Origin of the sequence: Rothia sp. HMSC061E04 (assembly GCF_001813685.1) — a bacterium.
Classification (GTDB): Bacteria; Actinomycetota; Actinomycetes; order Actinomycetales; family Micrococcaceae; genus Rothia; species Rothia mucilaginosa.
Genome location: NZ_KV813690.1, coordinates 78,266 through 92,446, shown reverse-complemented (window position 1 = coordinate 92,446; position 14,181 = coordinate 78,266). Strand labels below are relative to the sequence as shown.

15 protein-coding genes are annotated in these 14,181 nt (G+C 58.2%); 6 read left to right on the top strand and 9 right to left on the bottom strand.

Annotated elements, in window-relative coordinates; genetic code table 11:
* Positions 1–338: 338 nt before the first annotated feature.
* Positions 339–674 (bottom strand): hypothetical protein, encoded by a 336-nt coding sequence (locus HMPREF2927_RS00955; RefSeq protein ID WP_070684764.1) that lies wholly within the window; start codon positions 672–674, stop codon positions 339–341.
* Between the two features lie 173 nt (positions 675–847).
* Between HMPREF2927_RS00955 and HMPREF2927_RS00950 the strand changes: the two genes are divergently transcribed.
* Both HMPREF2927_RS00950 and HMPREF2927_RS00945 read left to right on the top strand, forming a co-directional pair.
* Positions 848–1,375: a peptidylprolyl isomerase gene (locus HMPREF2927_RS00950; protein ID WP_005508008.1), complete on the top strand. Its 528-nt coding sequence runs from the start codon at positions 848–850 to the stop codon at positions 1,373–1,375.
* Between the two features lie 155 nt (positions 1,376–1,530).
* Positions 1,531–2,343 (top strand): rhomboid family intramembrane serine protease, encoded by an 813-nt coding sequence (locus tag HMPREF2927_RS00945; RefSeq protein ID WP_070684762.1) that lies wholly within the window; start codon positions 1,531–1,533, stop codon positions 2,341–2,343.
* A 337-nt stretch (positions 2,344–2,680) separates the two neighbouring features.
* Here HMPREF2927_RS00945 and HMPREF2927_RS00940 read toward each other — a convergent pair whose 3' ends face one another.
* The 5 genes from HMPREF2927_RS00940 to HMPREF2927_RS00920 all read right to left on the bottom strand — a co-directional run bounded on the left by HMPREF2927_RS00940 (position 2,681) and on the right by HMPREF2927_RS00920 (position 7,216).
* Positions 2,681–3,499: a shikimate 5-dehydrogenase gene (locus HMPREF2927_RS00940; protein WP_070684760.1), complete on the bottom strand. Its 819-nt coding sequence runs from the start codon at positions 3,497–3,499 to the stop codon at positions 2,681–2,683.
* A gap of 1 nt (position 3,500) precedes the next feature.
* Positions 3,501–3,821 carry a glutaredoxin domain-containing protein gene (locus HMPREF2927_RS00935; RefSeq protein WP_049326839.1) on the bottom strand — a complete coding sequence of 107 codons (321 nt, stop codon included), beginning with the start codon at positions 3,819–3,821 and terminating at the stop codon, positions 3,501–3,503.
* Between the two features lie 539 nt (positions 3,822–4,360).
* On the bottom strand, positions 4,361–4,525 hold the full coding sequence (locus HMPREF2927_RS00930) for a hypothetical protein (RefSeq protein ID WP_005508004.1): 165 nt from the start codon (positions 4,523–4,525) through the stop codon (positions 4,361–4,363).
* Positions 4,526–4,960: 435 nt separating this feature from the next.
* Complete coding sequence (locus tag HMPREF2927_RS00925) at positions 4,961–6,358, bottom strand: galactokinase (RefSeq protein ID WP_070684758.1); 1,398 nt, start codon at positions 6,356–6,358, stop codon at positions 4,961–4,963.
* 255 nt (positions 6,359–6,613) lie between these two features.
* Complete coding sequence (locus HMPREF2927_RS00920; protein WP_049338650.1) at positions 6,614–7,216, bottom strand: TetR/AcrR family transcriptional regulator; 603 nt, start codon at positions 7,214–7,216, stop codon at positions 6,614–6,616.
* Positions 7,217–7,507: 291 nt separating this feature from the next.
* Between HMPREF2927_RS00920 and HMPREF2927_RS00915 the strand changes: the two genes are divergently transcribed.
* The 4 genes from HMPREF2927_RS00915 (at position 7,508) to HMPREF2927_RS00900 (ending at position 11,501) form a co-directional block, all read left to right on the top strand.
* The gene (locus HMPREF2927_RS00915; protein ID WP_070684756.1) at positions 7,508–8,458 is read left to right on the top strand and encodes a biotin synthase; all 951 of its coding nucleotides are present in this window, start codon (positions 7,508–7,510) and stop codon (positions 8,456–8,458) included.
* Between the two features lie 249 nt (positions 8,459–8,707).
* Positions 8,708–10,450 carry a cation:proton antiporter gene (locus tag HMPREF2927_RS00910; protein WP_070684754.1) on the top strand — a complete coding sequence of 581 codons (1,743 nt, stop codon included), beginning with the start codon at positions 8,708–8,710 and terminating at the stop codon, positions 10,448–10,450.
* Positions 10,451–10,634: 184 nt separating this feature from the next.
* Positions 10,635–11,147 (top strand): hypothetical protein, encoded by a 513-nt coding sequence (locus HMPREF2927_RS00905; protein WP_070684752.1) that lies wholly within the window; start codon positions 10,635–10,637, stop codon positions 11,145–11,147.
* Positions 11,148–11,162: 15 nt separating this feature from the next.
* Entirely contained in the window at positions 11,163–11,501 is a 339-nt protein-coding gene (locus tag HMPREF2927_RS00900; protein ID WP_070684750.1) for an ATPase, read from the top strand.
* A 188-nt stretch (positions 11,502–11,689) separates the two neighbouring features.
* On the opposite strand, the gene HMPREF2927_RS00895 is transcribed toward HMPREF2927_RS00900, so the two are convergent.
* From HMPREF2927_RS00895 to HMPREF2927_RS00885, 3 genes are all read right to left on the bottom strand, one after another.
* Positions 11,690–12,208, bottom strand: coding sequence for a hypothetical protein (locus HMPREF2927_RS00895; protein ID WP_199774570.1), 519 nt, complete (start codon positions 12,206–12,208; stop codon positions 11,690–11,692).
* Between the two features lie 156 nt (positions 12,209–12,364).
* A complete protein-coding gene (locus tag HMPREF2927_RS00890) occupies positions 12,365–13,138 on the bottom strand; it encodes an HAD hydrolase family protein (RefSeq protein ID WP_070684748.1) in 774 nt (257 codons plus the stop codon).
* Positions 13,139–13,322: 184 nt separating this feature from the next.
* The gene (locus HMPREF2927_RS00885; RefSeq protein ID WP_070684746.1) at positions 13,323–14,177 is read right to left on the bottom strand and encodes a PTS system mannose/fructose/sorbose family transporter subunit IID; all 855 of its coding nucleotides are present in this window, start codon (positions 14,175–14,177) and stop codon (positions 13,323–13,325) included.
* Positions 14,178–14,181 lie beyond the last annotated feature (4 nt).

Here is a 14,181-nt window from a genome sequence, read left to right as displayed (position 1 = left end):
TGGGAGAGTAGGTCATCGCCGGTTTATTTTTGAACCGAGAACCCCATGTCGAAAGACATGGGGTTCTTTGTATATCCGGGTATGTTTGTATATTCGGGTATGTCTGGGAAATACCGCAGGGTGCACCCCCGGGGCATATGCACGGGGATATTCAGCGCTCTATCTCTAGCGCCTCCTCTCTCCCCCTTTCCTTCCCCCCCAAAAAAAGAACAAACAATAGCCGCCCGCCAGAGTAAAACTCTAGCGGGCGGCTATCTTTCATAAAGCGCTCTCTTACGCCGCTAGCGGCGCCTCAGAAAGCTATCTCAGGATGCCTCAGAAGAAGGATGCGGGAACGCTTATGCGTTCTTCCAGGGGTCCTCCACGGGACGAGCTGCGTTGTAGGCTGCGGCGCCTGCAACACCCAGGGCAACCAGCAGGCCCAGGAATGCCAGGCCCTTACGGGGGCGCTTGCCGCCGTTACGCTCAATGCGAGCCAGTTCCTTCTCAGCGGAGCGAACGGTCTTTGCAGTAGCCTTACGAGCCTTGTTCAGGGCCTTCTTGTTGCCGGTCAGCTTCTCAGCGAACATCTCAGCGGTCTTACCTTCCAGCGCGGACTCAACAGCAGCCAGAGAAGAGACAATAGCCTGAGCCTTAGCAGCCTTGCGTGCCTTACGCTTCTTGCAGCAGAACATGGGGTGACCTCCATCGGTTGAAATGCGCCAGCGACCAGAAAACGCCGCCGCGCGCGTAGTGTTCACCTCTCAGGATATTCAATTCCCGCCCAAAAAGCCCGCCCAACGGTGCGCCCGGGGCGAAAAAACATGTTAGATGGCGAATGAGCACCGCCCCGTGCCACAATAGAGCCATGACTAATGCAACTGCTAAGGCAACTATCCACACTAACTACGGTGACATCGTCGTCGAGCTCTTCGGCAACCACGCACCGCTGACTGTTGAGAACTTCATCGGCCTCGCTGACGGCTCCCGTCAGTGGAAGCACCCCCGCACCGGTGAAATCATGAACACCCCCCTGTACAAGGACGTCGTGTTCCACCGCATCATCAAGGACTTCATGATTCAGGGTGGCGACCCCCTGGGCATGGGAGTTGGTGGCCCCGGCTACCAGTTCAAGGACGAGATTCACCCCGAGCTCTCCTTCTCCAAGCCCTACCTGCTGGCAATGGCTAACGCAGGCCCCGGCACTAACGGTTCTCAGTTCTTCATCACCACCGTTGAGACCCCCTGGCTGAACGGCCGCCACACCATCTTCGGTGAGGTTACCGACGAGGCATCCAAGAAGGTTGTTGACGCTATTGAGGGCGTTGAGACCGGCTTCCAGGACCGCCCGGTCAAGGACGTTGTCATCTCCTCGATCGACATCGAAAAGCTCTAATAAACCCCATCAGAAGGCTCATACGAGCATTCTGCTGAAGGTGTTGAGAAAACACGTATAGTTCAGGGGCCCGCCAGGATTTTTCCGGTGGGCCCCTGCGCTTATATGCCCCCACACCACCCCGGTTGATCCGGTACACAACCCCTGGAGGTTCAGTGGAGAACTTTCCCAACTACGCAGGCTACGGGCAGACCCCCACCGTCTGCGTCAACCACCCCAACCGCGTTAGCTACGCCCAATGCAAGCGCTGCAACCGTACCGTCTGCGGCGAATGTCAGACGGCACAGGATGCGGGTGTAGTCTGCCCCGACTGCTACCGTGACCTCAATGGAGGCGCCTCGAGCCCGACGCGTTCCTTCATCGCCCGTCACTGGCATATTACGTACACGCTCATTCTGATTAACGTCGTGGTGTACGGTCTGCAACAGATTATTCCATTCCGTTGGGTGTATAACCTCGGCATGATGTCGGGTCCCCGTGTTCACCATGGTGAGTACTACCGCTTGATCACGCACGGGTTTGTGCACTCGCAGAATGACCCGATGCACATGGTGTGGAACATGATTTACCTCTTCATCTTCGGTGTATCTCTCGAACGCATGATGGGGCGGTGGAAGTTCCTCTTCGTATATATGGCTGCTACCTTGGGCGCTGGCCTCAGCGTGTACATCTTCGCCTACTACCGCGGCGCCGTGGGCGCCTCAGGCGGTGTGTACGGCCTCTACGGTGCCTTCTTCGTGATCCTGCTTCTCAGGAGGCAAAAGGACACTGCACGCCTCTTTATGCTGCTCATCGGCATTGGTGTGGTGCAGAGCCTCTTCCAACCGAATATTTCCCACGCGGGACACTTTGGCGGTCTTGTCAGCGGCGCACTAGCAACCCTGCTGATTATCCCGTTCGTGAAGAAGCCCGAGTCCTCGAATCCGCCGCCGCAGAGCCCGCTGCAGTGGCTCAATGGAAGGTATTGAACCCGAAAAACCGCGGAAATCCGCCGCAGAAGAGGGTTATCCACAGAGGTTTTCCACACTGTGCATAACTACATTCGTGTAATTCCACGATTGTGAGTACATGTTAAAAACCTGTGGATACAGGCTAAAACAACCGAATTACACAGGGTGAATTACACGGATGTAAGAGTTTTCCCCAGATTTCTCCACAGATGTGGAAAACCTTAAATACCAGGGTGTGTGTAATTACAAAAAAATCCGGTGCTACGCACCAACAAAAAGTGCCCGGAAGGATCAACCTTCCGGGCACTTTTACGTATCGAGCCCCTCACGGGGCGAAGAAACAGCGGGCGCGAACCTAGTTCGCCTGAGCCTCCGCCTCCTCAACCTCCTCGGGGGTAAGCTCCACGCCGGTGTACAGGCGGAACTGCTCAGCAGCCTGCAGAGCAATCACCTCGCCGCCGTGAATAACTTCCTTACCCGCCGCGCGAGCCGCACGAACCAGCGGAGTCTCAACGGGCATCGCCACTACGTCAAAGACTACCTGCGCCTCAGCAATAGCCTCCTGAGGGTAGGACAGCTCCTCGCTCTCCTCACCGCCAGCCATGCCAATCGGGGTCACGTTTACCAGAATCGGCGCTCGCAGGTTGCCCACCTCCGGCGCCCAGGCGTACTCGTAACGCTCAGCCAGCGCGCGACCGGTCTCCTCGTTACGGGCAATAATCATGCCCTGCGAGAAGCCCGCTTCAAAGAACGCGCCAGCCACAGCCGCAGCCATACCGCCCGAACCGCGCAGCAGGAACGGCAGAGACGGATCCACATTATGCGAACGCAGCAGGGAAGCCACCGCAATCACATCCGTGTTGTACGCCTTCAAGAAGCCGTCAGTGTTCACAATCGTGTTCACTGCACCAATAACCGCAGCCGAGTGGTCCATATCGTCCATCAGCGGGATAACAGCCTGCTTAAACGGCATAGACACCGAGCAGCCACGAATACCCAGAGCACGCACGCCGGCGATAGCACCCTCAATATCGGTGGTGGTCATCGCCTTGTACAGGTAATCCAGACCGTGCTTCTCGTACAGGTAATTGTGGAACTTAATACCGTGATTCGATGGGCGACCAGACAGAGAAATGCAGACCGTCGTATCGCGGTTCAGCGCCGGGCGAGCCATCTTAAGCCTCGCCGCCAGAGTTGAGGGTGTTCTCAATCAGCTTCTTCACCTTGTTGCGGCTCACCAGGTCAGCGACCACAAAGTGGGTGTCGCCGGTATCCACGGTGGGGACGGTCGCGTTGCCGTCGTTGAGGGACTTCACGTGCGCCTCAGCCTGCGGATCCTCCCAAATGTTGACCCAGGTAGCGTGGTCGCCCAGCTCGCCCAGCTTAGAATCCAGAGCCTCGCAGTAGGGGCAGCCGGGGCGCCAATAAATGACGACGCCGCCATCCTTCATGACCTCGCGTGCCTTCTGCTGATCGGACTGCTGACGTTCAAACATAGTTCCTCCATAGACGGGGTGCTCCGCGGTCTTCAGGAGGCACTGAAACCTACCTGAGGGCGTAGCTCAATAAGTTGACATATCAAGCATAGCCTGAGGTTACAGGGGCAGGGGAGAGGTCCTCATAGGGCGAACGCCCGCACCGCACTCCCATAGCCCGTGCAGCACTCCCGCAGAAGCCTTCACCTTGCGCTCCAGAAGCCTCCGCCCCGCCCCAGAAGCTTTTACCCTGCGCATTAACGGCATACGCCCCACACCAAGGTTGCCGGACCAATGATGCGGGGCGTATACAGTTCGCGAGAAAGCGCGAGTACTTGTGCTGAGTAAGAGTAAAAGAAGAGTGAAAACAGGCTACCAGGCGGTAACCGAAGCTGAGCAATATGCCGAGTGAGTCGGTGAATGAAAGAACCCAGGCGGGGCAGAACGCCCCATTATTTGAGAGAGATGTTGAGTGAAAGCCTGTAATGCACACCCAGGGAAATGGCGCCCTACCCCATGAGGAGGCGAGGCAGGGCGCCCATCCAAAGGAGGCTGTCGCCTTACTTGCCGAACTTCTCGGTCAGCTTGGAGACGTTCTCGGTCACGACCTCTTCAACCTTGGCAACATGCTCGTCGGTGACGATCTCCTTGCCAGCCTTCTCGTTGATGACTTCCTGAGCCTTGTCGAGGCCCTGCTCAACGGTACCCTTGATATCGAAGCCCACGGGGGCCTCCTTTCTGCGCTTTTGCGCTCTAAAGCCTCACTCTTGGTGAGGTACCTGCCCGGGGTGGGCAGAAAACTGGAGTGTGATGCTTTGGTGGACGAAACCTGCAAGCTGGGCTTGTATGTGACGGTCGAACCCAGTGTAGATGCTATCCATATGCCGGACTATGCGCATCGAAACTTTACAGCTCACGGATTGCGTCCGTCGATAAGTGTACATACCCGCGAAGGCAAGGAAAACCACCCTCAGAAAACGTGGCGCCACTTTTGACCAACGACCAAAAAAATTATGGCTTATCAGCGCGTTATTACGGGGGATAACCGGAGGAAAATTGCAGAAACTCGCAGGAAACTTCCAGCTATGAATATTGTTCAGACCTCGAAAAAACGCCCCTATGACACCCCGCCGATTTATGACAGACCCCAGCGCCCAACCCTACAACACCGGAATATCCGTAGGATCAGCGCCCGCAGCCCAATCATGAGACGCCGCAAAACCAGCAACCATCGGCAAAAAACGAGGCGCCGCATAGCCGCGCACAGCATATGCAGTAGCCACCGCATCCGCGGCAGCTTCCAGCTGAGAGGTCGGAATCAGCGCCATCACCGCGCCACCAAAACCGCCACCCACAATACGGGCACCCAACGCGCCCCGATCCAGGCACACCTGCACCGCATCATCAATCTCAGGGCGAGAAACGCGCAACTCATCACGCATCGACACAAAAGACTCCGTAAAAATACGGCCCGCCTCCTCAAACGCCGCGCAACCCAACTCATCAGCATGCTGCAACAGATAGCTCGCACGACCCACCAGAGTCATATCATGGAACGCATGACGCACCCAACCACGCGGGAACGAACACGGACGACCCGCGTCCTCCAGAGCATCCAGGGCACGATTCACCGAAGAATCCACCAAATCAGCACGCCACGCCTTCGCAGCACGCGCATCCATACCCGCACACGACAAATCCTCCGGTAGGGCATCACGCAAAAAACGCAGACCCAAAGCGTCAGCGCACGCCTCAGATGCCGCACGACGAGCCGCAAAACCGCCATCCGTCAGCTCATGCGGAGTGTTCGTATCGATCACCAAAAAACTCAAGCCATGCTGGGCAATATCCACCGCAACCGGCTCAACCGAAAAATCACGGAAATCAATCACCAGAGCCTGCTCCGGATACGAACGCAACGACGCCGTCTGATCCAGGCCACCCGTATGCGCGCCAGCCACCTTATTCTCAGCTGTAATACACACCTGAGCCAGACGCGCACGCAACGCATCACTATCAGCCGGGGTAGCATCCGCCTGCGGGCACTCCTCACGCACCGGACACGAGAGCTCCAACAACGCCAACGCCGTCGAACACTCCAAAGCCGCCGAAGACGACAAACCGCCACCCACCGGAACACGAGAATTAATCAGCAGGTCAGCACCAAACTCATCGGGCAGCATAATATCCCTGCCGCCCTCCTGATTCATCGCCCACGCAACACCCGCCACATAGGTGAACCAGCCCTTCAAATGACCCGGCTGAATATCGCGAATCACAACCGTGCGCTCATCGCCGGGCATCTGCAAAGAAGCCGCGCGCAACACACCATCACGACGCAACGCACCCGCCACATAGGTGCGGTACGGCAACGGCATCGGCAGACACGAGCCACCCAAAAAATCAATGTACTCGCCCAAAAGATTCAGACGCCCAGGCGCAGACCACACACCATCAGGCTCATAACCATACGCAGTAATAAACTCCTCACGCACGCGCGCAATCTCCGCGCTATGGTCCGGAAGAGCCGCCCACTGGGCGGTAGCGGTCATCGACATGGAACACCTCTGATAAAGCCCAACAGGGCACTAAGACATAAACGACACCCTGCCCACAGCCATGCACTCCGGATGCAAGCACGTGTCACCTCTAGACTAAAGCAGAAAACCAGCGAACATCGACTCAGCCACCAAACCGCACCGGTATCAGCACGCGGCAGGGCAGTCAAAGCCAGCGCATGCAAAAGCCCCGCACCCCATAAGGGGGCACGGGGCAACATACATAACTAATAAACCAAAAGAAGGGCTAAGCGATTACGCATCCTGCGTATAGGGCTCCTGCACCACCATCATCGTGTCAATGGCAGAAAGCAGATCCTGACGGTAACGGTTAAACGCATTCTCAATCAGGGGAACATCGCCGCTCGCCACAGCCTCCTGCGGAGAAATCAGCGGCAGAGTCTGATACTCCTCCACCAGGCTCAACGCAATATGCGTCAGCAAACGAGCACGACGCAGCGCCTCCGCATGACCCAAACCAAGCGCCTGGAACTCATGAGCCATCGCCACCACAGGCTTCAACTCACGCGGGTGCAGAGCCAAGCTCAAACGCACCACCTCAGGGCACTCACGAATCGGGTACAACAGAGAGAACAGAAGATCACCGCGGCGAATCATCGAAGCGCGAATAGCCTCCGGATTCGGCTCAGCCTCCTCAGACATCGACTTCGGGGCACGAGCCAGAATGTAATCCGCCAACAGAATCAGAAGCTGCTGCTTATTCTTCACGTGGTAGTACAGAGCGCCGGGAGCCACGTGAAGCTCCTGAGCAAGGCGGCGCATGGAAAGGTCCGCCAAACCGTAGGTCGCCAAGACCTCGTAGGCGGTATCTAGAATCTTTTCACGGGAAAGTACCACCCTATCATTTTAGGGTGTTCAAATCTGTAACGTGAGCAAGATGCACCCCGCGGCAAACAAAAACCGTGCAAATACGCGGCACAGCCTCAAAAATGAATGTTGATTCTCACTCAATCAGAGCGAACGTTTCGCGTTTCACAAGCACTTTTGCCACCAAAAACACTCCAGCACGCACAGAATAGGTAGCCGCCCACGCTCTCGGCATAAAATCACGTCTTAAACCGCCCAAAACCGCCAAGACAGGTAAACCTCGCGGGCGCACGCCCCAAAATCAGGTGTTTAATATTCGGTATGAGCAATGCATTTTCTGAACTAATCGAGCGCGCCACTGCAGGCGAAGGCCTCAACCGCGAAGAAATCCACACCCTCCTCGTGGATGGTGAAGGCCAGGACTTCGCCCTCATTGAGGCAGCCTCCGTCGTGCGCCGCAACGAATTCCGCAACATGATTGCGATCCACACCGAAGACGAAGCACTCGCCGACGCCCTGGGCACCCGCTCCATCGCCGTGGACTCCTACGAAGTACTGGATATCTCCCGCGATATCGACTCCGAAGAACTCGCGGCAAGCATTGAACGTATTGCAGAATCCTCCGCCATCGGCGTGACCGTACTACTGCCCGAAAATGCAGTACCCATGATGCTCATGCGCGTGCTGTCCATCCTGCGTCTGGCAGCACCCGCCAAGGTCATCCACCTGCCCGAAGGCTACGAACAGTCCCTGCGCTCGCTGACCTCCCTCGCAATGCACGTGGTCAGCGCCATCACCATTACCGATGATATTGAGCAGTGGCCCATGGTCAACGAGGTACTCAAAGCACTGCGTCACGGCGGCATCGTCATCTCCGGCACCGGTGGACGCGACGCCCTCGCAGGCTACCTGCGTTACCTCTCCGACCTCGGCGTGGACCTCATGGGTCACCGCGACGCACGCGGCTCCGCCTGCGGTTCGGTTGACGGTGGCGGTTGTGGCTGTGGCTCGGGTGGCTGCGGTAGCCACGAGGAGCCGGCACCTTCCGCCGGTGGTTGCGGTTGCGGCTCGGGCGGATGCGGTTCCTCCGCTGAAGCTCCGGCTGAGGCTCACGGTCACTCCCACGGTGGTGGCGGTTGCTGCGGCGGCCACGACGAACCAAAGGAAGAAAAGGGTGGCTGCTGTGGTGGCCACGACGAGCCTGAACCGGTCGTGGAGGAAGCTCCCGCTGGCGGTTGTGGCTGCGGTGCTGGTGGATGCGGCTCTAAGTAATCTGCTAGAGGTAGCTACCCCAATCGATATATTCCAAATATAGAATTTTCCCCTGAATAACCTGCTGAAAAGCAGAGATATTCAGGGGAAAACTCTATATTCCGTAAAGAGCATTAGGCTTAGAGGTAAACAACACCACAATAAACGCTGCAGAACCCCCATATCCGAAAAGCGGAATGAGCCCCTCCGGTAGAGTAGAAAGACGTAGCCGACTAACCCTAGCCGCGCGAAAGGAACAACACCGGACCAATGCTTTACCTCTCCGTTATTGTCATCATCCTGATTGCGACCGTGTTTATGGTCAGCGTCGGTGATCGACTCAACCTCCCCTGGCCGGTCATGATGACCCTGCTCGGCACCGCCGCGCTCTTCATCCCCAACCGACCGGATCTTACTATCGACAGCGACATCATCCTGCCGATCTTCCTTCCGCCGCTACTGTGGGCCATCGGCGTTAAATTCTCCTGGGGCACCCTGCGCCGCCGCTGGAGATCCGTACTGCTCTACTCGGTCCTTCTCACCACCGTCTCCGCCCTGGCAATTGCCGGCGCAGCCATGTGGTGGGTCCCCGGTATGACCATCGCCGTCGCCCTTGCCGTCGGTGCCGCCGTCTCCCCGCCCGACCCCGTCGCCGTGGAAGCAGTCGCTGAGCCCGTCGGCATCCCCCGCCGCCTCATCGGTACTCTGCAGACCGAAGGTAGCTTCAACGACGCTATCGCAATCGTTCTCTTCCACGCCGCAATCCACTCCATGACCAGCGGCCACCACATCGAGCCGCTCTCGGTCGCCAAGGACTTCGTGCTCGGCTCGATCCTCGCGGTCATTATTGGTTATATCTTCGGCTGGCTTGGCGGCTACGTTCGCCAGCGTGCCCACGACGTGGTCACCAGCAACGCCGTGACCCTCATGATCCCCTTCGGCGCCTACCTCGCTGCTGAAAGCGTGCACGCCTCCGGCGTTATTGCCGTGGTCATCGGCGCTATCCAGTTCACCAGCACCAAATACATGGCGGCACTCGAAGCGGAAGAACGCCTCTCCTCCACCTCCTTCTGGCAGATTATTGAGCTGCTCATGACCGGTGTCGCTTTCGGCCTCATCGGCCTGCAGGCAAGTAGTATCATCGCCACCGCCGACCCCTCCCGTATCGCAAGCCTCTTCGCTGACGGTGCCCTGGTCGCACTGGTCGCCATCCTGGTGCGCCTCATCTGGTTCACCATCGTCTGGCTGGCAGGACGCAAGAACCCCATCCACGAGGGTGCACCCGAAAGCTTTGCTGAAGTTATCGTTATGACCTGGTCCGGCATGCGAGGCCTCGTGACCCTGATTCTTGCCCTGTCCATCCCCGTGGTCAACGGCACCGAACAGGTACGCCAGGACGCCATCGTCATGATGCTCTCCGTACTCTTCTTCACCCTCGTGCTGCCCGGCCTGACCCTGCCCCTGCTCGTGAAGGTCCTTGGCGTGCAGGCTAACCACGAAGAAGAAACCGCCGTACCCGAACTGCTCAAGATCGCGCAGGTCGCAGCCCTCGAGGCGCTGCAGGCTGAAGCGAAGGCAACCACCGACCCTGAGACCTACGCCCGCGTGAAGGAAATGTGCTCCGCCATTACCCGCCGCGACGAAATCAGCGAGGCACTGCCCGAAGAATACAAGCAGCACATGGAGAAGCTTAAGGACAAGAGGAACGACTTCGTGCGCCTGCGCGACGCCGCCCTCGTCGCCGCGCAGAACGAGGTTATTGCCGCACAGGACCGCTACGACTCCCACGACGTGACCCGTGTGGTGCGTAAGCTGGACATCCTGGCGCAGGCAGAAAGCATCCGCTCCTCCGGCATGTTCATTCTTCCCGCCATGACCGCCGGCGCGGTCGCCATGGAACGCTACAACCTCTGGAAGAAACACCAGGGCACCCTGAGCACCCGCGCAATCCCCGTGGTGGAAAACGCGCCCGCCTCGCCCCTGGTCACCAACGAGGTAACCCCCACATCCTAGCCGGTACCTGCACCGCGTGCATGAACGTTACGTTTCTGCCCCTGCCTACGCCACCGAGATAAGCCCGTTGGTCTTTAGCTCACAGGCGATAGACAAGGGCAGAAGCAGATTAAGCCTCAACTATCACCTAAAATGAGAACCGAACGTTAGCTCTCTCAAACTCACGAACACTTTGAAAGTAGACATGGATTTCAAGACTCTCTCGCCTGCGTACCTGACCTCCCTCTGCGTAATTTTTTGCGGCGCGCTCTTGATCGGAACCTCCAACCCCTGGCTCCTGTGGCTCGGCTGGATCCTTCTAATTCTTGCGTTGGGTCTGAATGTCCTTGCCTTTGTGCTGTCCGTGGGTAAAGCGAAGGGTGACCCGACCCCCGCACTGGTGACCAACCTGGACGGTCTTGAGTCCTCCGTTGAGAACCGCATCCGCGAGCGCTCGGAGCACCCCCGTGAAGAGCGTGAAGCTGCTGAGCACGAGGCAGTTGAGCACGATGCTGCGGCGCAGGCTAACCAGGAAGTAGCTCCCGCTGAGGTGGCTGAGACCGTTGAGGTGACCGAGCCCGCTGAAACTGCAGAGGTCCGCGAGGAAGAGCCCACCGAATCTCAGCCGATTGTTGATCGTGCCCCCGGCCATATGAGCGTTCTGCCCTCGCGTCCCCGTTCGGGTCGTGCCCCCAAGCCCCGCTCCAACGCACGCTAGGTAGGTAGGTCGGTAGTGAATACGAAGTTTTTGCTTTCCCCGGCGTACCTGGTTTCTGTTGCCCTGATGCTTTTCGGTGCGGTGCTTTCCGGTGGTCGGTTCATGCTGATCGGCTGGATTCTGTGTATTGTGGGTGTCTGCTTGAACGCCATGACCCTGGTGGTGCTGACGAATCGCGAGCAGTTGTACACCATGGAGGCGAAGGCTGCCCGAGGCACCCGCCGTGGCTTTGATGACCGCCCCGCTGTGGTGCAGCGTGTGGACGACGCCCCGGCTACTGACGAGGCTGACGTAGAAGCCACCGAGGAAGCCGCAGAAGAGCCCGTTGAAGCACCCGTGCAGAAGATCAACTAGGGTGTAACCCCCCTAAGACGTAAAAGACCCCCGCAGAGAATATCTGACGTGAATAAAAGACCGTAACCGCCCCCGTGCAGGGGAGTGGTTACGGTCTTTTGTTGTGCTTGAACGCTCACCTCGACTAACGCTCCTCGAATACTTTTGTCTTTTGGGAGAGGGAGGGGTGAGTGAGCGCAGCGGGGTCTTTAGCGCTGAGTACCCAGCTTCTGCGCCGCGAAATCCGCGTACTCCTGCACGTGCGCGCAAGCCTGCTTGGTCAGCGCTTTATTCTCATCCAGGATGCGCGCCGACTGCGCAGCCATCAGCTCCAGGTACTGGCGGTCGCGGGTCTTCTTCCATGCGGTGCGTGCCGCCTCCAGCTCCGCGAAATCGTTGAGCGCCTGACGCTGCATCGTGTAGCGGACCCACATGAGCACCAGAATCAGCACCAGCGGAATGAGGCACGCCCAGCTCTGCCACAGCCCGTACAGTGCCGCCGCAATGGCACCCAAAACAATCAGCACCGGGGAGATAGAGACGATGGGGGAGTCCGGGCGGTTCTTCTGGTTCTTCACGAGCGATTCACGCGCCATAGCGCGGAAGGTATCAGAGAAGCTGGACGGGTCGTAAGACTGGGCAGAATCGGCCTGCTGGCTCTTCTGAGACTGATCCTTGCCGGGCTGACCCTTGCTGGACTGATTCTTTGGGGGTTGAGCGGGGCACATAGAAACCTCACGGGGATACACGGGGAGTACGGGAAAGCGGGTGTTTCACGTGAAACGTGGGAGTAAGCGGCGAGTACGCGCGAGAGAAGCGGCGAGCACACGGAAGTGGCTGGCAGGCTCAGTGCTCGCCGCGCCTGAACGCCGCCTCGGCAGCTTCTACAGGGAAGCCTCAATAAACTCGTACGCCTTATCCACACAATCGGTGGTGACAGCCTTAACCTCATCGGGGGAGTAGCTGAACGACGCCGAACGGTCAGCGTAGCGGTGCATGTCGATATCGTTCCACGAATCACCAATCGTATGCACCTCATAGGAGCTACCCGGATGCTCCGACTGCAGGTACTCCACCAGATGCTGCAGACCGGTGCCCTTCGTGCAGGCGGGCGGCACAATATCCAGGAAATCCTGGTTCTTGTGGCAGTCCACCGAATCACCAAAACGCTCCAGAATCCAGGTGTACGCCGCCTCGCGAACCTGAGCATCCGGAATCCACAGGGGCACGCCCACGTACTCGTGGTTCTGCAGGTCATCAGCCGGCAGGGGAGTGAACTCCGGCAGAATATTCGTAGATGAACCCACCCGGTCGCAGAGGCTGTAATCGTTATCCAGGGTGGTCGCGAACAGTGCCACGCCGTCCACGGTGCTGAAATGCTCGTAGCACGCCTGCACAACACTCACCGGAAGAGGCTGATGGTAAATCACCCGGTACTTCCGGTCGGTAATCACCGCACCCGTGTACAGCACGTGGTAGTCAAAGCGGATGGCGGTCGGGTTCAACGCCAGCTGAGTAGCAAAAATGCTCTTGCCCGTGCACGAGACCGCCAGGTTACCCTCCGCCTGCCAGCGGGCAATCGCCTGCTCATTGGCAGGCTCTACGGCACGGTTAAACAGGATCGTGCCGTCCAGGTCGAAAGCCATCAACTTGGTCATAGAAACTCCTTCGCGGGAGGGCTGCATTGCCGCGAATTGTGCGCCGCAACCGATAGAAAACGCCCATGAAAAACGGGGGTGCCGCCGGTACTTTTAAGTGTACCGACCACACCCCCACCACTTGAGACAAGCCCCCGAATCTCACGCCTTCACTGAAGGGTGAAAGGGCTCATCCCTCAGATTTTTAGAGAGCCAGGAAGCCCAGGTACGAACCGAGGATACCCACGGCAAACAGAGCGAAAATCAACCAGATAGCGTTGACCTTCTTCTTCAGTAGCCACATGCACAGGAAGCACAGACCCAGCGACGCAAGGCCCGGTAGCAGATCGTTCAGCACCGACTGAACGGTCACATCCACCATCGCGCCAGCCTGGTTCTTGTAGCTGGTTAGCGGCAACGGAATGTTCACGCTCGTCCAGCGGTACACCAGCGCACCCATCACGAACAGACCCATCACGGAAGCGCCCTGAGTGATCTTCTGCAGGGTGTTACCGCCCGCCTCAGTCACAATCTGGGTACCCTTCTCGTAACCGTATTTGAAGCCGTACCAGCGGGTCGCCCAGCGAATTGCGGTCAGGCCGAAGAAGAACAGCAGCGGGCCCAGAATATTACCGGTCACCGCCAGGGATGCACCCAGAGCAGCCAGCACAATACGTGCGGTACCCCAGTAAATCGGGTCGCCCACACCAGCCAGCGGGCCCATCAGACCCACCTTCACGTTGGTGATAGCGGCCTCGTCAATGTCCTTACCGGCTGCCTTCTCACGCTCCATTGCAGCGGTCACACCCATAATCGAGGATGCAACCCACGGCTGGGTGTTGAAGAACTCCAGGTGGCGGGTCAGCGCCTCCGCCTGGTCTTCCTTCTTGGTGTAGAAGCGCTTAATCGCCGGAATCATGGAAACCGCGAAACCGATGGACTGCATACGCTCGAAGTTGAACGAACCAAGCAGGAAAGTGGAGCGGATGTAGGTTTCGACCTTATCGCGCTGGGTGAGCTCGGGAACTTCAACGAGCTCGACGTTCTTGTTCTCAGTCATGATG

Coding starts and splice junctions, on each gene's coding strand:
- HMPREF2927_RS00915 (WP_070684756.1), top strand. CDS start 7,508: ATGAGCAATGCATTTTCTGAACTAATCGAGCGCGCCACTGCAGGCGAA.
- HMPREF2927_RS00890 (WP_070684748.1), bottom strand. CDS start 13,138: ATGACCAAGTTGATGGCTTTCGACCTGGACGGCACGATCCTGTTTAAC.
- HMPREF2927_RS00905 (WP_070684752.1), top strand. CDS start 10,635: ATGGATTTCAAGACTCTCTCGCCTGCGTACCTGACCTCCCTCTGCGTA.
- HMPREF2927_RS00885 (WP_070684746.1), bottom strand. CDS start 14,177: ATGACTGAGAACAAGAACGTCGAGCTCGTTGAAGTTCCCGAGCTCACC.
- HMPREF2927_RS00940 (WP_070684760.1), bottom strand. CDS start 3,499: ATGGCTCGCCCGGCGCTGAACCGCGATACGACGGTCTGCATTTCTCTG.
- HMPREF2927_RS00925 (WP_070684758.1), bottom strand. CDS start 6,358: ATGTCGATGACCGCTACCGCCCAGTGGGCGGCTCTTCCGGACCATAGC.
- HMPREF2927_RS00895 (WP_199774570.1), bottom strand. CDS start 12,208: ATGTGCCCCGCTCAACCCCCAAAGAATCAGTCCAGCAAGGGTCAGCCC.
- HMPREF2927_RS00935 (WP_049326839.1), bottom strand. CDS start 3,821: ATGTTTGAACGTCAGCAGTCCGATCAGCAGAAGGCACGCGAGGTCATG.
- HMPREF2927_RS00955 (WP_070684764.1), bottom strand. CDS start 674: ATGTTCTGCTGCAAGAAGCGTAAGGCACGCAAGGCTGCTAAGGCTCAG.
- HMPREF2927_RS00910 (WP_070684754.1), top strand. CDS start 8,708: ATGCTTTACCTCTCCGTTATTGTCATCATCCTGATTGCGACCGTGTTT.
- HMPREF2927_RS00950 (WP_005508008.1), top strand. CDS start 848: ATGACTAATGCAACTGCTAAGGCAACTATCCACACTAACTACGGTGAC.